The organism is Nocardia sp. NPDC052112 (assembly GCF_040680135.1).
GTDB lineage: Bacteria > Actinomycetota > Actinomycetes > Mycobacteriales > Mycobacteriaceae > Nocardia.
Genome location: NZ_JBFAWD010000005.1, coordinates 125194 through 146847, shown reverse-complemented (window position 1 = coordinate 146847; position 21654 = coordinate 125194). Strand labels below are relative to the sequence as shown.

At 66.0% G+C, this 21654-nt stretch carries 23 protein-coding genes; 14 read left to right on the top strand and 9 right to left on the bottom strand.

Annotation, left to right across the window (positions count from 1 at the left end; all coding sequences use genetic code 11):
- Positions 1-89 precede the first annotated feature (89 nt).
- From lexA to AB0L58_RS11565, 4 genes are all read left to right on the top strand, one after another.
- A complete protein-coding gene (gene lexA / locus AB0L58_RS11580; protein ID WP_364385009.1) occupies positions 90-749 on the top strand; it encodes a transcriptional repressor LexA in 660 nt (219 codons plus the stop codon).
- A 91-nt stretch (positions 750-840) separates the two neighbouring features.
- Positions 841-1332 carry an FBP domain-containing protein gene (locus AB0L58_RS11575; RefSeq protein ID WP_364385006.1) on the top strand — a complete coding sequence of 164 codons (492 nt, stop codon included), beginning with the start codon at positions 841-843 and terminating at the stop codon, positions 1330-1332.
- Positions 1333-1576: 244 nt separating this feature from the next.
- Positions 1577-2521, top strand: coding sequence for a non-homologous end-joining DNA ligase (ligD, locus tag AB0L58_RS11570; protein ID WP_364385003.1), 945 nt, complete (start codon positions 1577-1579; stop codon positions 2519-2521).
- A 24-nt stretch (positions 2522-2545) separates the two neighbouring features.
- Entirely contained in the window at positions 2546-3172 is a 627-nt protein-coding gene (locus AB0L58_RS11565) for a histidine phosphatase family protein (protein ID WP_364385000.1), read from the top strand.
- Here the strand turns inward: AB0L58_RS11565 and AB0L58_RS11560 are convergent.
- Complete coding sequence (locus tag AB0L58_RS11560) at positions 3165-3752, bottom strand: TetR/AcrR family transcriptional regulator (RefSeq protein ID WP_364384997.1); 588 nt, start codon at positions 3750-3752, stop codon at positions 3165-3167. The two genes, AB0L58_RS11565 and AB0L58_RS11560, sit on opposite strands and share 8 nt — an antisense overlap.
- 60 nt (positions 3753-3812) lie before the next feature.
- Between AB0L58_RS11560 and AB0L58_RS11555 the strand changes: the two genes are divergently transcribed.
- The 4 genes from AB0L58_RS11555 to holA all read left to right on the top strand — a co-directional run bounded on the left by AB0L58_RS11555 (position 3813) and on the right by holA (position 9934).
- Positions 3813-4628: a class I SAM-dependent methyltransferase gene (locus AB0L58_RS11555; protein ID WP_364384994.1), complete on the top strand. Its 816-nt coding sequence runs from the start codon at positions 3813-3815 to the stop codon at positions 4626-4628.
- Positions 4629-4884: 256 nt separating this feature from the next.
- Positions 4885-5979, top strand: a complete 1095-nt coding sequence (locus AB0L58_RS11550) for a ComEA family DNA-binding protein (protein WP_364384992.1) — start codon at positions 4885-4887, stop codon at positions 5977-5979.
- Positions 5976-8552, top strand: a complete 2577-nt coding sequence (locus tag AB0L58_RS11545) for a ComEC/Rec2 family competence protein (protein WP_364384989.1) — start codon at positions 5976-5978, stop codon at positions 8550-8552. Before AB0L58_RS11550 ends, AB0L58_RS11545 begins: the two co-directional genes overlap by 4 nt.
- 410 nt (positions 8553-8962) lie before the next feature.
- Positions 8963-9934 carry a DNA polymerase III subunit delta gene (gene holA / locus AB0L58_RS11540; protein ID WP_364384986.1) on the top strand — a complete coding sequence of 324 codons (972 nt, stop codon included), beginning with the start codon at positions 8963-8965 and terminating at the stop codon, positions 9932-9934.
- Positions 9935-10013: 79 nt separating this feature from the next.
- Here the strand turns inward: holA and AB0L58_RS11535 are convergent, their stop codons facing one another.
- The 3 genes from AB0L58_RS11535 to AB0L58_RS11525 form a co-directional block, all read right to left on the bottom strand.
- Entirely contained in the window at positions 10014-10361 is a 348-nt protein-coding gene (locus AB0L58_RS11535) for a toxin-antitoxin system HicB family antitoxin (protein WP_364384983.1), read from the bottom strand.
- Between the two features lie 5 nt (positions 10362-10366).
- Positions 10367-10621 (bottom strand): toxin HicA, encoded by a 255-nt coding sequence (locus tag AB0L58_RS11530; RefSeq protein WP_364384980.1) that lies wholly within the window; start codon positions 10619-10621, stop codon positions 10367-10369.
- A gap of 121 nt (positions 10622-10742) precedes the next feature.
- Positions 10743-11813 carry an aldo/keto reductase gene (locus tag AB0L58_RS11525; RefSeq protein WP_364384977.1) on the bottom strand — a complete coding sequence of 357 codons (1071 nt, stop codon included), beginning with the start codon at positions 11811-11813 and terminating at the stop codon, positions 10743-10745.
- A gap of 123 nt (positions 11814-11936) precedes the next feature.
- On the opposite strand from AB0L58_RS11525, the gene AB0L58_RS11520 reads away from it, so the two are divergent.
- Positions 11937-12848 carry a helix-turn-helix transcriptional regulator gene (locus AB0L58_RS11520; protein WP_364384974.1) on the top strand — a complete coding sequence of 304 codons (912 nt, stop codon included), beginning with the start codon at positions 11937-11939 and terminating at the stop codon, positions 12846-12848.
- A 57-nt stretch (positions 12849-12905) separates the two neighbouring features.
- Here AB0L58_RS11520 and AB0L58_RS11515 read toward each other — a convergent pair whose 3' ends face one another.
- On the bottom strand, positions 12906-13151 hold the full coding sequence (locus tag AB0L58_RS11515; RefSeq protein WP_364384971.1) for a hypothetical protein: 246 nt from the start codon (positions 13149-13151) through the stop codon (positions 12906-12908).
- Positions 13152-13503: 352 nt separating this feature from the next.
- Positions 13504-13764 (bottom strand): 30S ribosomal protein S20, encoded by a 261-nt coding sequence (rpsT, locus tag AB0L58_RS11510; protein ID WP_364384968.1) that lies wholly within the window; start codon positions 13762-13764, stop codon positions 13504-13506.
- A 430-nt stretch (positions 13765-14194) separates the two neighbouring features.
- On the opposite strand from rpsT, the gene AB0L58_RS11505 reads away from it, so the two are divergent.
- The 4 genes from AB0L58_RS11505 (at position 14195) to AB0L58_RS11490 (ending at position 18582) form a co-directional block, all read left to right on the top strand.
- Positions 14195-15784 (top strand): circularly permuted type 2 ATP-grasp protein, encoded by a 1590-nt coding sequence (locus AB0L58_RS11505; RefSeq protein WP_364385633.1) that lies wholly within the window; start codon positions 14195-14197, stop codon positions 15782-15784.
- Positions 15784-16758 carry an alpha-E domain-containing protein gene (locus AB0L58_RS11500; RefSeq protein ID WP_364384966.1) on the top strand — a complete coding sequence of 325 codons (975 nt, stop codon included), beginning with the start codon at positions 15784-15786 and terminating at the stop codon, positions 16756-16758. Before AB0L58_RS11505 ends, AB0L58_RS11500 begins: the two co-directional genes overlap by 1 nt.
- Positions 16755-17597: a transglutaminase family protein gene (locus AB0L58_RS11495; protein ID WP_364384962.1), complete on the top strand. Its 843-nt coding sequence runs from the start codon at positions 16755-16757 to the stop codon at positions 17595-17597. The genes AB0L58_RS11500 and AB0L58_RS11495 overlap by 4 nt, the downstream gene beginning before the upstream one ends.
- 196 nt (positions 17598-17793) lie before the next feature.
- On the top strand, positions 17794-18582 hold the full coding sequence (locus AB0L58_RS11490; protein ID WP_364384960.1) for an aquaporin: 789 nt from the start codon (positions 17794-17796) through the stop codon (positions 18580-18582).
- A gap of 22 nt (positions 18583-18604) precedes the next feature.
- Here AB0L58_RS11490 and AB0L58_RS11485 read toward each other — a convergent pair whose 3' ends face one another.
- Genes AB0L58_RS11485 through AB0L58_RS11475 form a run of 3 tightly spaced genes read right to left on the bottom strand, consistent with a single transcriptional unit; the run spans position 18605 to position 20844 of the window.
- On the bottom strand, positions 18605-19183 hold the full coding sequence (locus AB0L58_RS11485) for a type II toxin-antitoxin system PemK/MazF family toxin (RefSeq protein WP_364384957.1): 579 nt from the start codon (positions 19181-19183) through the stop codon (positions 18605-18607).
- A 48-nt stretch (positions 19184-19231) separates the two neighbouring features.
- Positions 19232-20107, bottom strand: a complete 876-nt coding sequence (locus AB0L58_RS11480) for a TIGR03619 family F420-dependent LLM class oxidoreductase (RefSeq protein WP_364384954.1) — start codon at positions 20105-20107, stop codon at positions 19232-19234.
- Positions 20104-20844, bottom strand: coding sequence for a hypothetical protein (locus tag AB0L58_RS11475; protein WP_364384951.1), 741 nt, complete (start codon positions 20842-20844; stop codon positions 20104-20106). The genes AB0L58_RS11480 and AB0L58_RS11475 overlap by 4 nt, the downstream gene beginning before the upstream one ends.
- Before the next feature lie 145 nt (positions 20845-20989).
- On the opposite strand from AB0L58_RS11475, the gene AB0L58_RS11470 reads away from it, so the two are divergent.
- Positions 20990-21643 carry a DUF6304 family protein gene (locus AB0L58_RS11470; protein ID WP_364384948.1) on the top strand — a complete coding sequence of 218 codons (654 nt, stop codon included), beginning with the start codon at positions 20990-20992 and terminating at the stop codon, positions 21641-21643.
- Positions 21644-21654 lie beyond the last annotated feature (11 nt).

The window sequence follows — 21654 nt, the reverse complement described above, 5'->3', positions numbered from 1 at the left end:
CGTCAGTAGGTCTGCACAAGGGTGACGACGCGAGTGGGCCGGGTGTGACAAAGGCGGGAATTGTCCGCGCGCACCTCTACGATTCCCGGGTGACCGGATACGACCACGATGCCTTCGAGCACCTCGACACCTCGACCCTGCCGCCGCGTCAGCAGCGGATCCTCGCGACGATTCGGGACTGGGTGCTGCGGTACGGGTACGCGCCGAATACCAGGGAGATCGGCGACGCCGTCGGCCTGCGGTCCTCCTCCTCGGTCTCGAAGCATCTGAAGTCCCTGGAGGACAGGGGATTTCTACGGCGCAGCGAAACCATGTCACGGCCGATCGATGTGCGGATGTTCCTGCCGGCGTCCGTGGTCGCCGAACAGGCCGAGGATTCGGTCGCGGTTCCGGTCGTCGGTGATATCGCGGCGGGTACGCCCATCCTCGCCGAGGAGCACACCGACGACATGATGACGCTGCCGCGGGAACTCGTCGGTCGCGGAACGGTTTTCGGGCTGCGCGTGCGCGGCGATTCGATGATCGATGCGGCGATCTGCGACGGCGACCTGGTGGTGATCCGCAAGCAGCACGAGGCGCATTCCGGTGACATCGTCGCCGCGATGATCGATGGGGAGGCCACGGTCAAGGTCTATCGGCGTCGCAACGGGCATATCTATCTGGAACCGCGGAATCCGGCCTACGAGGTGATCGACGGTGACGAGGCCGTGGTGCTGGGAAAGGTTGTCTCGGTGATGCGTCGCCTGTGAGCGCGGCTCGAAAATCCATTGCCTGGGCTAATGACCGGCTGTAGCGTCGCTTCGGTTTGTCAACCGATCGATCGAAGGAGTCGATGCCGTCATGAAAGCCGTCACCGAACGCGACATCAGGTCGTCGTTCATCAACTGTTCCAAGACGACCGCCAAGAAGTTGCCCGTGCCTCGGGAGTTGGACGCACAACCGTGGGATGACCTGGATTTCCTCGGCTGGAGCGATCCGTCGCTGCCCGGTCGCGGCTATCTCGTGGTGCCGCTGGACGATCGCATCGTCGGCATCGCGCTGCGTTATGAAACCGGCGGATCCGGTCGAACCCAGATGTGCGCGATCTGCCTGACCGCGCATACCGGTCACGGTGTCTCGTTGATGACCGCGCACAAGGCGGGCGAATCCGGACGCCGGGGCAATTCGATCGGTACCTATATGTGTACCGATCTGGCCTGTTCGCTGTACGCGCGCGGCAAGCGGACGCCCGCGCTCGGCAATCGGTACCGCGAAGATCTCATTACCGAGGAGACCAAGATCGAGCGGGTTCGGGACAATATGAACGCCTTCGTCACCAGGCTGTTCACCTAGATCCGTCGATTCGGTCCCGGCAATGGAATGGAGGTAGATGCCATGTGCCGACACTCGACAGAACTGCGGATGCCCGGGATTCCTCTCCGGTTGAGCAGGCCCGGATGCGGTCCGGACCCACTCATCCGGAGAGGAATCGCTCTTCTTTCGCCGACCCCGGGCATGCCAGACCAGTCGGTATTATTTAGCTGATTGTCAGCAGCGTTCGAGTTCGCGAGGGATCGGCGATGGCGACGAGGCGGGTGTGACGAGGCTGCCGCACTATGCGGCGATGCTGGCGATGGCGGGTGCCCTCCCCGGCGACAGTGACCGCTGGGGCTATGAGGTCAAATTCGACGGCATTCGCGCCATCGGTTACGTCGACCGCGAACTGCGGCTGATCTCGCGCAACGATAACGACATCTCCGCGGCCTGGCCGGAACTCGCGGATATCGCACCCGGGAATCCGAGATTCGTCGTCGACGGCGAGGTCGTCACCTTCACCGCAGACGGCAGGACTTCCTTCGAGGCGCTGCAGCCGCGGATGCATCAGCGCAATCCGGCCATGATCCGCGCCTTGCGGAAGTCCATCCCGGCGACGTACCTGATCTTCGATCTGCTCCACATCGGCGACCGATCATTGATCGAGCTGGCCTACGAGCAGCGACGCCAACTGTTGGAACAACTCGGCATGCGCGGCCAGCATTGGCGGGTCCCACCGCGCTTGCACGGCGACGGCGCCGACGTACTCGCCGAATCGAGGCGCCTCGGCCTGGAAGGCATTCTGTGTAAACGCCTCGACAGCCCCTACCTGCCCGGTCGGCGCAGCCCACTCTGGACCAAGGTCAAAAACATGCGTGACCAGGAGGTCGTCATCGTCGGCTGGCGACCGGGAATCGGCAGGCGCGCAGGCACCATCGGCTCCCTGCTGATGGCAGTGCACGACGACTCCGGAAAGCTCGTCTACATCGGCAACGTCGGCACCGGCTTCACCCAATCCACCCTCGCCGACCTCCAGTCCGAACTCCGACCCCTACAACGCAATACCCCCTCCGTCACCGCCGACGTCCCCGACGCCATCTGGACCACGCCCACCCTCGTCGGTGAAGTAACTTTCACCGAATGGACCGGCGACGGCCGTCTCCGCCACCCCTCCTGGCGCGGCCTGCGCCCCGACAAATCCCCCACCGAAATCACCCGCGCTGACTAGGCCCGCGTCGACGAGGATCGCCACGTGCGAACCGTCTATGTCATCGCCCATCCGGAGTCGACGCATCACATCGAGGGGCTGGTGGGCGGATGGTATGACGCGCAGCTCACCGCTGCGGGGTTGTGCGCTGCGCATGCCATCGCCGACGCGCTTCGGTTGCGAATTCCGGCAGCGTGCGAAGTGGAGTTGTTCTCGTCGGACTTGCGGCGTGCGGCGCGGACCGCAACCGTGATCGGCAATTCGCTAGGTGTACCGCCGATTCTCGATCCGAGACTGCGCGAGAAGTCCTATGGCGAGGCCGAGGGGCAGCCGCAGGAGTGGCTGGATCAGAGATTCGTGCGGCCGCCGGTTGTCGGGGAGCGAATGCGCCACGATGAAGGCATACCGGGATCGGAAACCATCGCCGAATTCGCGCAGCGTGTCTATGCGGCGGTGGACGCGATCCAGCTGCGCGACTGCGATCATCAGATCGTCGTTACCCACGGCGGCGCAATCACTTTCGTCGCTGCGGCGTGGACGATGTTGCCGATCGAATCACTCGGTTACCTCCGGCTCCACGCTGCCCCGGGAAGTATCACGGAGCTGCGCGAGGACGACTACTTCCACAACCGTCAGGTGGTCGGCCTCGGCGATACCCGCCATCTCAGCTGAGCGCGCTTGCGATGACGGTGGCTACTACTTTGCGGGTGGTTTCGGGGGTGGGCGGGGGGTTGGTTCGGTCGGCGAAGAGGAGGTGGGCGCTGCCGATGAGGGTCAGGGCGAGGGTGTCGGTGTCGGCTTCGGGGGTTATGCGGCCGAGGGTCTTTTCGGCGGCCAGGTACGCGCCGAGCATGGTTGTCGCTTCGGTGAGTACGGGGACGCCGGATGGGCGGACCTGGCGGAGACGGGCGCGCAGCTCGTCTCGGAAGGTGACGAGGCTGACTATGGCGACCGCGACAGATTCGAAGACGGTGGTCAGGGCGTCGGTGAGATTGTCGGTGACCGTGCGGGTGCCCGCGGATTCGCGCAGGGCGGTGGACTGCTGATCGATCCGGCCGATGCGGTCGAGGACGAGCTCGGCGAGGAAGGCGTCGAAATCGGCGAAATGCCGGTGCAGGACGCCCTTGGCGCAGCCTGCCTCGGTGGTGACCGCGCGGCTGGTCAGCGCATTCGGACCATCTCGCAACAGGATTCGCTCGGCGGCATCGAATAGCTGCTCACGAGGATCGCGCATGGCCACGCCTGTCGGCACGGTATCTCCTTCTCTGGCACACCCGTTGGCAAGTGGGCGTGTGCCCACTATGGTGGGCGCATGCCCACTTTACCGCCGGAGCGTACGTCCTCCGACCAACGCGAATCGCATCAAGCCCGCGAGCTGGCCGAATCGTTCGGCTCGGATCCGGAACGCTATGACCGGGCCCGGCCCAGCTATCCGACTGCGATGGTGGACGCGATCGTCGCCGCCAGCCCCGGACCCGCGCTCGTCGATGTCGGCATCGGCACCGGCATAGCGGCCCGGCAGTTCCGCGCCGCGGGCTGCCACGTGCTGGGCGTGGACGTCGATGCGCGAATGGGCGAGTGGGTGCGAAAGCACGGCTTCGAGGTCGAAGTGTCGGCCTTCGAAGCCTGGGACCCCGCGGGCCGAATCTTCGATGCCGTCATCTCCGGTCAGACCTGGCACTGGGTGGACCCCGTCGCGGGTGCCGCGAAAGCCGCCGAAGTGCTGCGACCCGGTGGCAGGCTGGCCGTTTTCTGGAATGCGGGCCAACCGCCGACGGACTTGGCCGAAGCCTTCGCGGCGGTCTATCAACGGGTCGCACCCGACTCGCTCGCTGCCCGTTGGGCAGCGGCGGCGGCGACCGCGTATTCGTCGCCGTCCACCAAGGTGGCCGCGGGGATTCGGGCGGCGGGTGGCTTCGATGATCCCGAGCAGTGGAAGTTCGATTGGGAGCGGACCTACACCCGGGACGAGTGGCTGGACCAACTGCCGACGACCGGCGGCCACGCCCAATTCTCCACTGCCACACAGGAAGAGGTGCTGGCGGGCATCGGGGCCGCCATCGACGCGGCGGGAGGTTCCTTCCCGGTGCAGTTCGTCACGACGGTAGTCACCGCGGTACGGACCTGACCTCGCTGTGCCTCGGCCCGATGCACGAGCAGCCGCGCTCCCGGAATGGCGTTGGCGGTAGCCGGACCGCCGCTGACGTCGAACAATGTGCCGCTGATCCGGCTGCGAAGGCAGAGTAGCAAGCGTGTGCCCGCGGAACTGGAAATCCGCGGGGCTGCGGGCGGGGTTATCCACAGGCTCGGAGTTATCAACAGACTTTCTATTTCGCCTGGTCGGTACGAATTCCTGATCTTGCCGCGGCACTAGCGTCGCCGCCATGTCACGACATGACGAGCGCGAGCGGATTCGCCGACGACTGACCGTGCTGACCGAACGAGTCGGTGCCAGCCGAACGATCGATGCCGGGCGTCCGGTGCCTTCCGACCGCGTCGGTGCTGAACTGTGTCGAAGTTCGCCCAGCTCGGCGCGGTCCGGAGGATCGCGCGGGAAGCCGCCGGAGCACGCGGTCCGCGGTGGCCGGTGGGATGACGAGCGGTTATCCGAGGCAGTGCGGTCTCAGCCCGAGGATGCGTCGACCGAGGACGCTGGAGTCGATGCAGGTGCGCAGGAGCGGGCGGACGGGGTCGGCGAGGTGCGGGCCCCGGACTGGCTGGATGAGCCGCAGCGCCGCTCGTCGTGGCGGGATCGGCTGGTGCCGGAACGGTTTCGCGGGACTCGATGGGATCCGGGGTGGCGGGGACTCGCAACGCTCATCGCGGTCGGACTGGTGGCGGTGGTCGTCGCGGCTGTCGTGGTGTTGCGGGAGCGACCGGTCGCGCAGCTGGTGCCGCTGCCGTCCGCGGTGCGCGTCAGCACCGGAGCAGTACCGGCTGGGCGGTCCGGTGCCAGTATGGCGGCATCATCGTCTGTCATTCCGATAACAACCAGTTCCGCAACGGAATTGGTGATCAGCGTGGTCGGGCTCGTCCACCGCGGCGGCCTGGTGCGATTGCCCGCCGGGGCGCGGGTCGCCGACGCACTCACCGCCGCGGGCGGTGCGAAGGACGGCGCGGACCTGAGCGGACTCAACCTCGCGCAGCGCCTCCAGGACGGCGACCAGGTTCTCGTCGGCCCGAGCGGTCCGAATGCCGGCCCGCAGCCCGGCAGCACCACGATCAGCGCGGGCGGCCGATCCCCAGGCGCCTCGGCACCGAATTCGGCTGCGGCACACCGTCCGTCGAACAAGATCGATCTCAATTCCGCAACCGAAGCCGAACTCGATGGTCTACCCGGCGTCGGCCCGGTCACCGCCCGCGCGATCGTCGGCTGGCGTATCACGAATGGACGATTCACCGATATCGCCCAACTCGGCGAGGTCGACGGTATCGGCCCGGCCCGCCTCGCCCGCCTGCGCGATCTGGTGACGGTATGAGCGCATTCGAGGGTGCGTCGGATGGACCGGGTGCTATCGATCGGCGGGCTGCCGTCGACGGCGATTCGTCGCTCGAGGTGGCGTCGGTGCTGGACGCGCGGTTGCTGCCTGCGGCGTTGAGTTGTTGGGGCGCAACAATTGTCGCGCTGACAGCAGGGTGGACGGCCGGTTTGGCGCTGGCTTGCGGGCTGGTGCTGCTGGCAATCGGGCTGTGGGTGGTGCTGTTGCGTGCGGTGGCTCATCCCAGTGCGCGGTGGCGGGTGGTCGCCGTTGCCGCACTGGCCGCGCTCCTGCTCGGCGCCGGATTCGCGGTGGCCGGTGCGTGGCGCGAGCATCGGGTGGCGACGCATCCATTACGGAACACCGTGGCGTCGGTACATGTGGTGGTGATACCCATCGATGATCCGAAACCGGTGCGGTCCAATGCATTCGGAGATGAGCAGCGCTGGACCGTTCGGGCACGGTTGCGCGAGTACCGGCAAGGCGCGTCGACGGTGCGGACGGGCGGCACCGTGGTGATTCTGGCCTCGGGTGCGGACTGGGGTGAGCTGCTACCCGGGCGAATGGTGGAGTTCCGGGCCGAGCCGGAACCGCCCTGGCACCGCGATCTCACCGTCGCCACGCTGCGTGCCCAGGGACCGCCGGTGGCGGTCGGTGCATTGCCCTGGTGGCAACGGGTCGCCACCGCGGTGCGCACCGACCTTGCGTCGGCAGCACGCGTGCTGCCCGAGCGGCAGGCCGGACTACTGCCCGCGTTGGTGGTGGGGGATACGTCCGCGCTGTCCGACGAAGTCCGCGACGAGTTCGAAATCGCTGGACTGGAACATATCTGCGTGGTGAGCGGGGCCAATTTCACGATTCTGTTGGCGGTCGTACTCGGTGCGGTGCGGCTGCTCACCCTGGGCCCGCGCGTCGGCGCCGCGGTCGCGTCGGCGGCACTGCTGATGTTCATTGTGGTGGCACGTCCGGATCCGAGTGTGCTGCGGGCGGGGGCAATGGGCGCGATCACCTTGCTCGCCTTGATAACCGGACGGCGGAAGCAAGCCCTACCCGCGCTCTGCGCGGCGGTCATCGGTCTGCTCGCGCTGTGGCCGGAACTGGCGGTGCGTGCGGGATTCGGACTGTCGGTATCGGCGACCGCCGGACTGATCCTCTTGGCGCCGAGTTGGGCGGACTGGTTGCGCGGCCGCGGCTGGTGGCGGGTCCCAGCCGAGATCGTCGCGGTATCGGCCGCCGCATTCGTGGTGACGACACCGCTCGTCGTCGCGCTGACCGGACGGCTCAGCCTGGTCGCGATCCTCGCGAATATCCTGGTCGAACCGGTGATCGCACCGGTGACGGTGCTCGGGGCGACCAGCACCGCAGTCGCCGCCGCTTGGCCGCCGCTGGCGCAACTGATACTGCGCTGCGCGCAACCGCCGCTGTGGTGGTTGCTGTTCGTCGCTGAAAATGCGGCGAAGGTGCCGGGCGCCGAGATTTCCGTGCGCGGTGGGCTGATCGGCGGGGTTATCGCTTGTGCGGCAGTAGTTCTCATGGTGTCGGCATTGCGATCGGCGATGCTGCGCCGCCTCGCCGCTGCCGTGCTCCTCGGTGTCTCGGCCGTGCTGATTCCGGTCCGTGTCTGGCACCCGGGCTGGCCGCCCGCCGGCTGGGTGTTGGCCGTCTGTGATGTCGGCCAGGGTGACGGACTCGCATTGTCCGTTGGTGACCACACGGCGGTCGTCGTCGATGTCGGACCGGACCCACGCATCATGCGCAGCTGTCTGAATCGCTTGCGCATCAACCGAATCTCACTTCTCGTGCTGACCCATCCGCATGCGGACCATATCGCCGGACTGGCCGGTGCCCTGCAGGGGCGATCGGTCGATGCGCTGGCCGTCGGGTCCGGTGAACTCTCCGGAACAACGGCCGATCTCGAATCCGAACGTGCACGCGACCGTCGAATATCGAATCCGAGCAGATCCGGGGTGGATTCAGATGGGTCTGAAGGTGCTGTCCGCGAGTCGCGTTCCCCACGAGATCGGCGCGCATCGGTCAGCGGGCCGGAGCAAGTCGCCAGCCTCGCAGCACAGGCGCACATCCCAGTGCTGGAGCTGTGCTCGGGACAGGTATTGCGGTTCGGCGCTGTCGAATTGAACGTGCTCGCTCCGGCCGCACTCACACACCGCCCTACCGGCCCGCCCGGTACCGACGATGCCAATGACCGCTCGGTCGTCATCGCCGCGACCACACCCGCGGGCCGAATCCTGCTCACCGGCGATATCGAGGCTCCGGCGCAACAACGACTGCTGCACTCGGGTGCCCAACTACAGGCCGACGTTCTGAAGCTGCCACACCACGGATCCCGAACGACCACCAAGGAATTCATCGCCGCAGTGCACCCTCGCCTCGCTGTGGTCAGCGTCGGTGCCGACAACACTTTCGGCCATCCGAACCCCAGGGTACTCGAGGATCTGGCCGACCTGGGCGTTGCCGTCGCACGGACCGATCAACAGGGCGACGTACTGGTCCTGGGTGCGGGCCACCAGCTGCGAACCCTGACCGCCCGTCCGACCAGAACGCCATCCCGATAGTCCAGCGACATGGCCACGGTGCAGAGGAGTGACGATCATTCGAGTACCCCGATGAGGTTCCAGCGGCGCACGAATGGGTGACGAACAGCAGAGTGCGTCGGCGGAGCCGTGATCGAGCCGTCCGGACTGTCATCCCGATAGTCCGAACGATATGACCATGGTGCAGGAAGATGACGAGCGTCCGGCGCCTCCGGGGTCGCGCACCGACGGGTGGCAGACGGACGAGTGCGTCGGCGGCGGAGTTGGTCGTGGCCGTGGGGTCACCGCGGTGTTCACGTCGGGGCTGGCTGTGAGGTGCGGGTCTTGTCGGTGGCGAACCGTAGGATGCTCGGCGTGAGCGAGCGCAGCGAGCGAACGATAGACACAGCACCCTCGGGTACGACGGTGCCCAATGCCAGCGAGGTGCAGTCGTGACCGAACGGACCGCGGCGGTGCACCTGGTGCTCGGCGATGAAGAGCTGTTGGTGGAGCGGGCCATCGCGGGGATTACGACGCAGGTGCGGGCGAATGCGCCGGATCCCGATGCGGTGCCCGTTGATCGGTTGCGGGCCGGGGATGCCAGCACCGCGGAACTGGCGGAGTTGTTGAGTCCGTCCTTGTTCGCCGAGGACCGGGTGATCGTGCTCGAGTCCGCGGCGGAGGCGGGTAAGGATGCGGTCGCGGTGATCACCGCCGCCGCCGGGGATCCACCCGACGGTGTGGTGCTCGTGGTGCTGCATTCCGGGGGCGGCCGGGCCAAGGCGCTGGTCCCTACGCTGCAGAAGGTGGGGGCGCAGGTGCACGATTGCGCCAAGTTGACCAAGGCGGCCGAGCGAGTGGAATTCGTGCGCGGCGAATTCCGCAATGCCGGGGTGCGGGTTTCGAGCGAGGTCGTGCAGGTGATGTTGGAGGCGGTCGGCTCTGACCTGCGGGAATTATCCGCGGCGTGTTCGCAATTGGCCGCCGATACCGGCGGCAAGATCGATATCGCCGCAGTGCGCCGCTACTACTCCGGCAAGGCCGAGATCTCCGGTTTCGATGTCGCGGAACTCGCGGTGGCGGGGGATCGGCCCGGTGCCATGGAGGCCTTGCGCTGGGCCACCGACCGCGGCGTACCGCATGTGTTGCTCGCCGACGCACTCGCCGACTCCGTCCATACCATTGCCCGCGTCGGTTCCGCGGGCCGCGGCGACCCGTTCAAGCTGGCCCAGCAATTGGGCATGCCGCCCTGGAAGGTGAAGAAGGCCCAGGCCCAGGCGCGGGGTTGGAACCAGGCCAGCATCGGCACGGCCCTCCAAGTCGTCGCCACCCTGAACGCCGATGTCAAGGGCGGCGCCGCCGACGCCAACTACGCCCTGGAACACGCACTCACCCAGATTCTGGACCTACACTCCGCAAGCTGACGCGATTCCACGGCAACACGTGCGCAGCGGATCCTCGGCGAGCCCGGGCTGATATCGATACGCACTGGGGAGCTGGAATCTATCGCTCTGTCGACGCCAACTTCTCATTCACCCACTTATTGATGCTCACCCCGTGCTCGGCCGCCTCCATAGCCAGTCGCCGATGCAGCGCCGGCGACATCCGCAACGCGAAGTGCCCGCTGAACTTCCGATCCGCCAGCGGTTCGGGAACCGGCTCCCGCGACTCCCGAAGATCGGCTACCACGTCGACCACCAGTTGAACGATCCCCTCGAATGCCTCTGCCATCGACTCCGCCAGCCAGGACAGCGAAGGGAATTCGAGGCACCGGCCGACGAACTCCTCGTCGTCTGGCGACCATTCCACCCGGAACGAATAGTGCAGATCGGGAGAGTGCTTCATCGTCATTTCCATCATTGTTTCCGCCCCAGCCTCTCGATCGCCGCAAGCACCTGTTTGACCTGATAGGGCTTGGCTTTACCGTCGTCTCCTCGCTGGATATTCACCCGGGGATCGCCTGCCCACGGTGTTTTGAACACCGCATGGCTGGTGCCTTCCTGGCGCGGCGTGCCGAAGTGCTCGCAGCACAACACCTTATGTAGCTCGTCGTAACGGATGTTGGTCGGACTCTCCGCCATCTTGTCGAGTATCTTCTCGACCGAAGCCACTCGCTGATGATATTACCCGCGATATCAAGCGGAGGCGAGTTCGGCTGAATCCCACTGAACTTGCTGCCGACGCGTCGATGCGGTGGTGCGAGCCGGGCTCACACCACCGCATCAGGGAAACTCAGTTGCGGCCTTCGACTTTCAGGTCGCCGAAGGTCACTCCGCGGGTCATCGGGCGGGACAGCATGTCGTGGGGAAAGCCGAGTTCGATTGCGCTGGCCGCTTGCAGCCGGTCCAACTGCGCGGCATCGAATTCGACCTCGAGCGCACCGAGGTTGTCCTCCAACTGTGCCGCCGTGCGCGCGCCGATGATCGGCGCCGTCACGCCCGGGTTCTGCAGCGTCCAGGCGAGTGCTACCTGTGCGGTCGTCTTACCCAGTTGTGCCGCAACGTCTTTCACCACTTCGGCGATGGTGAGGCCGCGTTCGGTGAGCGAGCCGTTGGCGGCCGCCACATTCTTGCGCGTGCCCTCGGGTGCGCTGTCCGCGTCGTGCGCCAGATCGGCGCGGCTGTACTTGCCGGTGAGCACCCCGCTGGCCAGCGGCGACCACGGCACCACACCGAGGCCGAGTTCCCGCGCCATCGGGATGAGATCGCGTTCGACAGTCCGCTCGATCAGGCTGTATTCGATCTGCAAAGCGATCAGCGGCGACCATCCACGCAGGTCGGCGATGGTCTGCATGCGTGCGACCTGCCAGGCCGGTGCGTCGGAGATGCCGACATAGAGCACCTTGCCGGCGCGGACCAGATCGTCCATGGCGCGCAGGATTTCCTCTACCGGGGTCAGGAAGTCCCAGGCGTGCAGGTACAGCAGATCGATGTAGTCGGTATTCAGCCGACGCAGGCTGGCCTCTACCGAACCGACCATGCTCTTGCGGTGATTGCCACCGGAGTTGGGATCGGTCGGGCGGCGCAGCATCGTGTATTTCGTTGCCAGCACCAGACTTTCGCGATTGGCGGCGCTGAACTCGCCGAGCAGCTGCTCGGAGGTGCCGTTGGTGTACTGGCTCGCGGTATCGATGAAGTTGCCGCCGCGCTCGACGTAGGTGTCGAATATCTTGCGGGCCTCGTCCTTATCGGCGCCCCAACCCCAATCGGCGCCGAACGTCATGGTTCCCAGGGACAGCGGAGACACCCGAAGACCAGAGCGGCCGAGCAACCGGTAGGTATCGAGAGTGCGGGCTCCGGACATGTCGTGCTCCTGTCGTTCGTACTTCGTTTCCGGTGCCTTCGAGTCTGGAGCGGTGCGAGTGCATAGGTAAGGGAAGGTTCTTCCTGGGAAAGCCAGTCCTAGTCAGTCGTAAGATCGAGGACGATGACCAGCACGGTGAATGCCACACAGCGGGGCGAGCTCAGGCCAGGTGGCGGTAGCTCGCGCGACCACGGAGGGCCGGGGAGCTCCGCGAATTGGGCACAGGCACTCGCGACCTTTCTGCGCGCCCGGCGCGAGCGCCTGAATCCCGGCGATCTGGGTCTGCCCGCGCGCAAACAGGCTCGGCGCACCCCGGGTCTGCGGCGCGAGGAAGTCGCCGAGCTTGCCGGCGTGAGCACCGACTACATCGTGCGGCTGGAACAGGGGCGCGGCCTGCGCCCCTCCGCGGACGTCCTGGAGGCGCTCGCACGGGCCCTGCGCCTGAATACCGATGAGCGCGCCTACCTCTTCGATCTGGCCCAGCAGCGTCAGCCGAATGCCGGTAAACCGAGCACCGTCCCCGCACCCGCGCTGGAGCTGCTGGTGCAGGATCTGTCGCCACTGCCCGCGATGCTGATCAACCACCGCTACGACATCTTGGCGTGGAATCCGGAAATGGCGAGGTTGATCGTCGACTTCGGTGCCCTGCCGCAGGGGCAGCGCAACTCCATGTGGTTGTGCCTGCTGGATCCCGCGCTGCGTGATTTCTACTGCGACCGGGATCGGATCATTCGCGAGGGGGCCGCCGATCTGCGCGCCGCGTGGGCGGCCCATCCGGACGATCAGGAACTGGCCGATCGGGTCGCCGAGTTCACCGCCCGCAGCGAGGAGTTCGCACAGGGGTGGGCTAGACACGACGTCAGGGTGCAGGGGCGCGGGAAGAAGCCGCTGCGACACCCGGAGGTCGGGCCGCTGGTGGTCAATTTCGAAGTACTCATGCCGCTACAGGATCCGGACCAGCGCATCATCATCTATCGCGCGGCCGACGCCGACTCGCAGGCCGCGCTGGATCGTTTGAACGCCGACTCGGATTGAGTACTCGCCCCGTCGGAGATCCGCACCCGCTCGGTGCGGGTGCGGATTCGCGGGGACCTATTCGACCGAGCTGAGAACCAGCTCGACGTCGTCTTCGGACTCCTCGTACCGGCCCTCCCACTCCTCGTAGACCGGAATTTCCTCGTCCCGGGTGACGATCCACTCCAGTGAGTAGCCGCCTTCCTCGTCGGGGACCATGACGTTCTCGATCTTCAGTCCGATACCTAGGACCTCGGCTGCGCGGATGACATCCGGCAGATCTTCGGAGCGAACCGGCGTCTGATTGGCGTACACGGTAACCATGCGCCGAATCGTAGCGGGAACCTCCGACATGTGGCTGCCTGATCAGAATTCGGCTCGAGGAGTGGGATGCGGCGATGACCTGGGTATGTTCTCGGACCGCCACTTTCCTGCCGATTTGCCAGGACAGTCTCGATGACACGGCACCTGTCGGGACGGTTCCGCTCAGCGCCCAGGGGGCAGCATCGTTATCGAAATGGAAGATTGCTGAACTATTGCTGAAGAAATATCCGAATTCAGGTCGCCGAATCGGAAAAGTGATCCTCGCAACGGGACGACAAAAGCCGCCGTGGTCATCGGGGCCACGGCGGCTGCGTCAACGTATGGGTTGGTACCGCAGTCGATACCGGTGAGATCAGAGCTTGTTCAGCGCCAGCGCGAGAGCCGACTTCTTGTTGGCGGCCTGGTTGGCGTGGATGACGCCCTTGGAGGCGGCCTTGTCCAGCTTGCGGCTGGCGACGACCAGCTGCTGGGCGGCCTTCTCGGTGTCACCGGCCGCGGCGGCCTCCCGGAAGCGGCGGATCTCGGTGCGCAGCTCGGACTTGACCGACTGGTTGCGCTTACGCGCCGCCTCATTGGTGCGGATCCGCTTCATCTGGGACTTGATGTTGGCCACGCCTGTTTCCTCGTGTTCCTGTCGCTGGTGGACTGTGCTGAAAAGTTCGCGAGCGCGCGTTGGTAACCGGAGTAATCAGGTAACGCGGCGCCGAAGATCGAGGGTACCAGCCGCCGCGTCGCACACGAAATCACCACCATCCGGCATGCGGAACCGCCACCGCGCGAACGGCTCGACCGGCAACGCTACCGACCGTGAAAATTATGCGGAACCCGGAGTGATGCGAGAAATTTACCTGTGTCTCACACAGCATTGACGCTGCGTGTAGCACGATTTTTGCATGACTTCCGCTTCGCCGCCACGTTCGGCACGATCACCTGCGCCGACCCGTGCCCGGTCGAACGGGCATGCGAACGGCAACGGCAGAGCAACCACATCCGGACTTTTCGAGGGCTATCGGCCCGGCCGCTACGCGGACGCCTTCGACGAGATGTTCGACGGCCAGGGCCGGGTGCGTCAACCGTACCGGGGCATCTTCTCGGCGCTGGCACCCATCGACGTGGCCGATCTCGCGGCCCGCTCGGACGCACTCGACCGCGCCTTCATCGATCAGGGCATCACCTTCTCGCTGTCCGGACAGGAGCGGCCCTTCCCGCTCGATCTGGTGCCCCGGGTGATCGCGGCAGCCGAATGGGCCAAGCTGGAGCGCGGGATCAAGCAGCGGGTGACGGCGCTGGAACTGTTCCTCGCCGATGTCTACGGCGAGCAGAACATCCTGCGCGACGAGGTCATCCCGAAGCGGCTGGTCACCTCGTGCCAGCACTTCCATCGCGAGGCCGCCGGACTGGTGCCCCCGAACGGCGTGCGCATCCATGTGGCGGGTATCGATCTGATCCGCGACGAGCGCGGCGATTTCCGGGTGCTCGAGGACAATCTGCGCTCACCCTCCGGGGTGTCCTATGTCATGGAGAATCGGCGCACCATGGCGCGGGTCTTCCCGGATCTGTTCTCCTCGCACCGGGTGCGCGCGGTCGGTGACTATCCCACCCATCTGTTGGCGGCGCTGCGTGCCTCGGCCGCGCCGAACGAGGCCGATCCGACGGTCGTGGTGCTCACGCCCGGCGTCTACAACTCGGCCTACTTCGAACATTCGCTGCTGGCCAGGCAGATGGGGGTGGAACTGGTCGAGGGGCGCGACCTGTTCTGCCGCGACAATGTCGTCTATATGCGCACCACAGCAGGGGAGCGCCAGGTCGATGTGATCTACCGCCGCATCGATGACACCTTCCTGGACCCGATGCACTTCCGGCCCGATTCGGTGCTCGGTGTCGCCGGATTGGTGAATGCCGCGCGGGCGGGCAACGTGGTCATCTCCAGCGCGATCGGCAACGGCGTCGGCGACGACAAGCTGACCTATGCGTATGTGCCGACGATCATCGAGTACTACCTCGCCGAGAAACCGGTGCTGCCCAACGTCGACACCTATCGCTGCTGGCTCGACGACGAGCGCGAAGAGGTGCTCGACCGCATCGATGAGCTGGTGATCAAGCCGGTCGAGGGGTCCGGCGGCTACGGCATCGTCATCGGTCCGGCGGCCACGCCGCGGGAATTGGAGGCGACCCGGCGCAAGATCAAGTCGGATCCGCGGGGCTGGATCGCCCAGCCCGTGGTGCAGCTGTCCACCGTGCCGACCAAGATCGGAAACGAGCTGGTGCCGCGCCATGTCGACCTGCGGCCCTTCGCGGTCAACGATGGTGACGACATCTGGGTGCTGCCGGGCGGTCTGACGCGGGTGGCACTACCGGAGGGTTCGCTCGTCGTCAATTCCAGTCAGGGCGGTGGCAGCAAGGACACCTGGGTGCTGGCCGGGCGCGCCTCGCCCGTCGACCGTGAGCTCGCGGGCGAGGAGTTGGTCAGCGACCCGCCACAGTCCGATCAGCGTGAGCTCGGCCGGGAATTGACCGCGGCACAAGCGAATCAGCAACAGCAGCAGCAACAACAGGAGCAGCGGCTGGGATCGATGCGGCAGCGTCAGCACCTGGGACGAGGCCTACCGCAGCAGGGCCCGGTGATGCGCTGATGCTGGCCCGCAACGCCGAATCGCTGTACTGGATCGGACGATACGTCGAACGCGCCGACGATACCGCCCGCATCCTCGACGTCGCGGTGCATCAGCTGCTCGAGGATGCCACGGTGGATCCGGACCGAACCTCGCGAGTCCTGTTGCGGGTGCTCGGCATCGAACCACCCGATGTCGAACTCGATGTCTGGTCGGTCACCGACCTGGTCGCATTCAGCCACGACCACGGCAATTCCATTGTCGACTCGATTGCCAATGCCCGCGAAAATGCCAGGGGCGCACGCGAAGTGACCTCCAGCGAGATGTGGGAGTGCCTGAACGCCACCTATATCGGGCTCACGGCCGCCGAGAAGGCCGCTCGCAGTCTCGGCCCGCACGAATTCTTCCACTACATCAAGGATCGGGCGGCGATGTTCGCCGGACTGTCCGATTCCACGCTCAGTCGCGACGACGGCTATCGCTTCCTGCTGCTCGGCCGCTCCATCGAACGCGTGGATATGACCGTGCGCCTGCTGCTTTCGCGCGCGGGCGACCGCACCTCGTCACCGGCCTGGGTGACCGTACTGCGCTCGGCCGGGGCACACGACACCTATCTGCGCACCCATCGCGGTGCGCTCGATGCCAATCTGGTCGCCGAATTCATTCTGCTGGATCGGCTTTTCCCGCGTTCGGTCTTCCACTCGGTGCGGGTGGCCGAGGCCTGCCTCGCCGAACTCGACCAGCGCCCGAGCAGCCGGGTCGGTGCGCGACACGAGGCACAGCGATTGCTCGGTCGGGCCCGCAGCGAACTCGAATTCCTGCCGCCAGGTGCGCTGCTGGAGGATCTGCAGAATCGCCTGCTTTCGCTGCAGAAGACCTGTCGTGAGGTCAGCGAGGCGATCGCACTGCAGTACTTCCATGCCGCCCCGTGGGTGGCCTGGACCGATCTGCGCAGCAGTCACGATAACCATGCGCAGGTGGAGGGAGAGTTGTGAGCTGGCGGATCAGGGTGGTGCACACCACCGGTTATGTTTACGACGCCCCGGTTACCCGATCGTTCAACGAGGCGCGGCTCACACCGCGCGCGGACGGCAGGCAGAACGTCATCCTTAATCGGGTCGAGACGGTGCCCTCCACCCGGTCCTATCGCTACACCGATTACTGGGGTACCGCGGTCACCTCCTTCGATCTGCACGCGCCGCATACCGAATTGGAGGTCACCGGATCATCGGTGGTGGAGACCGAGCCGTTCGCCGGTGCGGCCGAGGAGTTGTCCTGGGAGGAATTGCGTTCCGAACACATCGGTGACCGGTTCGACGAAATGCTCTCGCCCACCGCCTATGTGCCGAAGGACAAGAAGCTGGCCGCGATCGCGAAACAGCTGGCACGCGGTGTACCGCCCGCGAAAGCCGTGGTGCGCGCGGCCGAATGGGTGCACGACGAAATGAATTACATCGCGGGCACCACCTCGGTGCACACCTCGGCCGTGCAGGCCTTCGCCGAACGTCAAGGCGTATGCCAGGATTACGCGCATCTGACCCTGGTGCTACTGCGCAGCATGGGAATTCCGAGCCGCTATGTCTCCGGATATCTGCACCCCAATCCGAACGCCGAGATCAATATGACGGTCGCGGGGCAGTCGCACGCCTGGATCGAGGCCTGGACCGGCGCGTGGTGGGGCTACGATCCGACCAACAATATCGCCATCAACGAACAGCACATATCCGTCGGTGTCGGCCGCGACTACGCGGATGTGCCGCCGCTGAAGGGCATCTTTTCCGGCGGTGGCTCGACCGATCTGGAGGTCGTCGTGGAGATCACCCGGCTGGCCTAGGCTCGTCCGCTTTCCCGGATCTTTGCCGGTCGTGGGCATATGCTCGCGAAATCGGTCATCGCCGATATCCGACGGTCGTTGTAGTGCTCACCGGTCTCGCGTAACGTCCTCTTTCACATCGGCCATACCAGCTCTGCACGCAGAACCAGTGTCTTTTCCGTGCGAATGGGAACGATCCTCTCGGAAGGTGGCGCGTATGTCTCCCACTGCTCAGGAAGTCGTCGAGGAAGTCACCGAACTGGAGCCGACGCCGGAGGCCAAGAAGTGGGCGGCCGAGGCGCTCGGCACGTTCGTTCTGGTGATCAGCGGTGTCGGCACCGCGGTGCTGGCCGGTGAACGCGTCGGTGGGCTGGGCGTGGCATTGGCCTTCGGCCTTTCCCTGCTGTTCCTGGTCTACTCGATCGGTCCGATCTCGGGCTGCCATGTGAATCCGGCCGTGACCGTCGGGCAGCTGCTGCTCGGCAGGCTTTCGGTGGTCTCCGCGGTCGGTTATGTGATCGCGCAGCTGATCGGCGGATTCCTGGCCGGGCTCGTCCTGTTCGCGATCGCGAAGAATCTGCCGGCCTACGACCGCGCGGTCAACGGGCTCGGCGCGAACGGCTGGGGTAAGCACAGTCCGTCCGCGGTGCGCGGTCCGCTGGGGCAGGTGGTGATCCAGAACGGGTACGGCTTGTCCGCGACGATCATCGTCGAGGTCATGTTGACCGCGCTGCTGGTCTTCGTGGTGCTGGCCTCCACCGACCAGATCTCCGATATCCCGCAGGCCGGGCTGTCGATCGGTGTCACGCTCGCGGTCATCCACCTGATCTCGATCCCGGTGGACAACACCTCGGTGAATCCGGCCCGCAGCCTCGCCGTCGCCTTCTATCAGGACGGTGCTGGACCTCAGGTCTGGGTCTTCGTGGTGTTCCCGCTCATCGGCGGCGTACTCGGCGCACTGATCTACGGCCTGCTCTTCGGCCGCTCCCGCGAAATGGTCTCTTGACCGTTCAGGCCCGATTCCCAGGTCAGTGCCAGGCGTATTCGGCACACAGGCGGTGGGCGACCATGTCGAAGGTCTTGCGCGCCAGGATCGCGCCTTCGCGGCGAATGCCGTCCTCGGGCACGTCCAGTACCCGATCGAGGCGCACCCAGCTCGGCCTGCCCTCGTGATCCCAACTACCACTGCCGATTCCGATCCAGTCGCGGTCGTGCGCGCGTTCCGGATTCGACGACAGCATCAGCCCGAGCAGGGTCCTGCGGTCGCGGCCGACGACGAGCACCGGGCGGTCCTTGCCGTTGTTCGGATCCTCCTCGTAGGGCACCCAGGTCCACACGATTTCGCCGGGGTCGGCGCGACCGTCCAATTGCGGGCAGTAGACGATCTGCCTGGCCCGCTCGGCGGTCGGGACCGGGGTCGAGGCGGTCGGCCGGACCGCGACCGCGGGCGCCTTACGTGTCGCGAACGACCCGACCGCGCGCTCGAGCAGCGATGAGCGCTGCAGCTTGTCCACCAGCTTCGGCGCCTGCTGCTTGACGATCTTGGGCCCCTGCTCCTTCGCGATGAGGCCTAGCTGCTTGCCGATCGTGTTCCAAGTTCCGGCCATCCTTGGATGGTAACGGGCGGGTCTCGCCTTCTCATCCCTGCCGGACCCTTACCGGGCCTTGGTAATGACCGTCTCCGCGTATTCCTCCAGCCGGGCGATCTTGGTGTCCAGCGGCTCCACATCGACCCCGTGCCGGTAGGAGGGGCGGAAACCGACGATCACATCGGTGACCCCGCGGTCTTCCAGCCGTTTCACCCCGTCGACGGAATAGGCCTCCGGCGCGACGACGTGGATCTCGAACCGAGCCCCCGGATCGTCACGCTCGCTACGTAATTCGTCGATTCGGCCGAGCAGTCGCGTCAACTCCGCGTTATCGCCGCCGGCGTGCATCCACCCGTCACCGAGCCGCACGGCGCGGCGCAGCGCGGCGTCGCTGTGCCCGCCGACCAGAATCGGCAGCGGTTCGGACGGCGTCGGGGTGAGCTTGATCGACTGGATGTCGTAGAACTCGCCGTGGAATTCGAAGTAGCCCCCCGCACACAGCCCGCGAATGATCCGCACGCATTCGTCCATCCGCCTGCCGCGCCGCTCGAACGGGACGCCCATGATCGCGAAATCCTCTGGCCACGGGCTGATTCCAACGCCGAGCGCGAACCGGTTGCCGCTCAAACAGGCCAGCGAACCGGCCTGTTTGGCGACCAGCACCGGCGGCCGGATCGCCAGCTTCAGCACGAACGGCACGATCCGCAGCGTCGTGGTCGCCGCCGCCAATGCCGAGGACAGGACAAAGGTCTCGACGAACGGCTTGTCCTCCAGGAATTCCCGATTGCCATCAGGGGAGTAGGGATAGGTCGAGTCGGACTCGGCCGGATAGGCGATGCTGTCGGCCACCGACATACTGGTGAACCCGGCCGCCTCGGCCGCGCGTGCCAGCGGCACATAGTGCGCCGGATCGGCCATCGCCTGCGCGTAGGTGAATCTCATGCGCCGGGGTTCTGCTGTGCTGCAACGGAGTTCGGCATCAAGAATGGGTGCCGTACCGGATATCTGCTCACCGACACGGTATCGAGATCGCGGTCGGCCCCGATCCGCGCGACCGACGCCAGCATCCGCCCCACCCGATCCTGGAACTCGGCCGCGTCGCGCGCGCCGTACCAGACCATCGGATCGGTGAGCGCCGCGGCCGGGAACTGTTCCTCGACAATGGCATCGATGGCGGGCGCGTCCGGTGTGACTGCCCGGACGACCACATTCTGCGTATAGCCGAACGTCGACTGCGTCTCGATGGCGACGATGGTGTGCTGCCCCTGCCAGCGCCGCAACCACTCCTGCGGCGTGAGCTCGGCGGGCCTGCGCAGGAATGCCAGATTGCCGAAGCCCTCGGTGCGCACCGGGTTGGAGTCGTCCAGCCGCAGCGGTACCGACTCGGTCACCAGGTAGCCGTGAACTGCTGCGGCGACCTCACCGAGGATGCCCGCCGCCGCGGTCGCCTCCGGCCCGTAGCTCTGCTCGAGCCAGACCGTGACCACGGCGGCGATCGGTGGATCCATCGTGGCGTAGCGCATCAGCGCACCCTGGACCACGCTGTCGCGGACGTAGACGGTGACACCCGCCACCCCGAGTTCGACGAGGCGCCCGGCCACGGTGGTGCGCAGCGCTTCGCACCACGACTCGGTGGCATCGCGATCGGCGTGCCGCAGGACGAAGATCAGTTTCTCCACTCACCGAAACTACGACCGCGGCCTCGGCGGTGAGAGGGAATTGCCCGATCATCGGGACTGCTTCCGTGAAGCCGTCCAGCGCAACCCCGGCTCAGGTAGGCAAATCCTCGGTTAGAGTCTGGGCATTCGGCGTCGGGAGGTGTCCATGCAGCCGCAGGTTTTTCCGGGGACCTACCAGGACCGACACGGTATCGAGCGCATCGTGTGGCGGATCGGGCCATCGCGGCACTGGGGTCCGCACCGGTTCGACATCCGAACCGTGATCCGTGGCGTCCCGGTGGCGGGCCCGGACTTCGATGCACTCGGTCCATACGACAGGGGTGCTGCGCTTCGGGTCGGACTGCCCGTCGACGAGTGGGATGCCATCTCGGGCTGCGCCTTCTCCGGCGAGATGCCCTGCACGGTGCAGGTGGACAGCGAGCGGCGCCCCGGCGCGATCCAGTTCCGGCTGACGTTGCCGCCCGGCGGCGCGGGGGAGTCGCTCGAACTCGCCATCGATATCGACGGGCTCACCTACCAGGGCACCGATAAATACTTCGAAGACGCGTTGTTCCGGCTCGGCCAACAGTTTCCGGACGACGTCCGCCTGCTCTCCTGCGTAACGTGCCTGTTCTCCGACTATTCGCCGTACGGCCACGGCCTTACCGGCATGTGGTGTCATCGCGACGCCAAGGACGAATACCTCGCGGTTCGCACCAAGGACGACTATTTCGAGGTGCCGGTGACCGAGCAGGTACCCGAGACCTACCTGTGCGCCGATTACGCGCACCGCATCCCCGGCACCGGCTATCGCGGCTGAGCGGGCGTGGC

Coding starts and splice junctions, on each gene's coding strand:
- AB0L58_RS11555 (WP_364384994.1), top strand. CDS start 3,813: ATGCCCACTTTACCGCCGGAGCGTACGTCCTCCGACCAACGCGAATCG.
- AB0L58_RS11480 (WP_364384954.1), bottom strand. CDS start 20,107: ATGAGATTCACCTACGCGCAGGCGATGGCCGATCCGGCGCACTATGTG.
- AB0L58_RS11545 (WP_364384989.1), top strand. CDS start 5,976: ATGAGCGCATTCGAGGGTGCGTCGGATGGACCGGGTGCTATCGATCGG.
- AB0L58_RS11515 (WP_364384971.1), bottom strand. CDS start 13,151: ATGGTTACCGTGTACGCCAATCAGACGCCGGTTCGCTCCGAAGATCTG.
- AB0L58_RS11470 (WP_364384948.1), top strand. CDS start 20,990: ATGCAGCCGCAGGTTTTTCCGGGGACCTACCAGGACCGACACGGTATC.
- AB0L58_RS11490 (WP_364384960.1), top strand. CDS start 17,794: ATGTCTCCCACTGCTCAGGAAGTCGTCGAGGAAGTCACCGAACTGGAG.
- AB0L58_RS11535 (WP_364384983.1), bottom strand. CDS start 10,361: ATGACGATGAAGCACTCTCCCGATCTGCACTATTCGTTCCGGGTGGAA.
- AB0L58_RS11520 (WP_364384974.1), top strand. CDS start 11,937: ATGACCAGCACGGTGAATGCCACACAGCGGGGCGAGCTCAGGCCAGGT.
- AB0L58_RS11575 (WP_364385006.1), top strand. CDS start 841: ATGAAAGCCGTCACCGAACGCGACATCAGGTCGTCGTTCATCAACTGT.
- AB0L58_RS11485 (WP_364384957.1), bottom strand. CDS start 19,183: ATGGCCGGAACTTGGAACACGATCGGCAAGCAGCTAGGCCTCATCGCG.
- AB0L58_RS11505 (WP_364385633.1), top strand. CDS start 14,195: ATGTTCGACGGCCAGGGCCGGGTGCGTCAACCGTACCGGGGCATCTTC.
- AB0L58_RS11525 (WP_364384977.1), bottom strand. CDS start 11,813: ATGTCCGGAGCCCGCACTCTCGATACCTACCGGTTGCTCGGCCGCTCT.
- AB0L58_RS11500 (WP_364384966.1), top strand. CDS start 15,784: ATGCTGGCCCGCAACGCCGAATCGCTGTACTGGATCGGACGATACGTC.
- AB0L58_RS11550 (WP_364384992.1), top strand. CDS start 4,885: ATGTCACGACATGACGAGCGCGAGCGGATTCGCCGACGACTGACCGTG.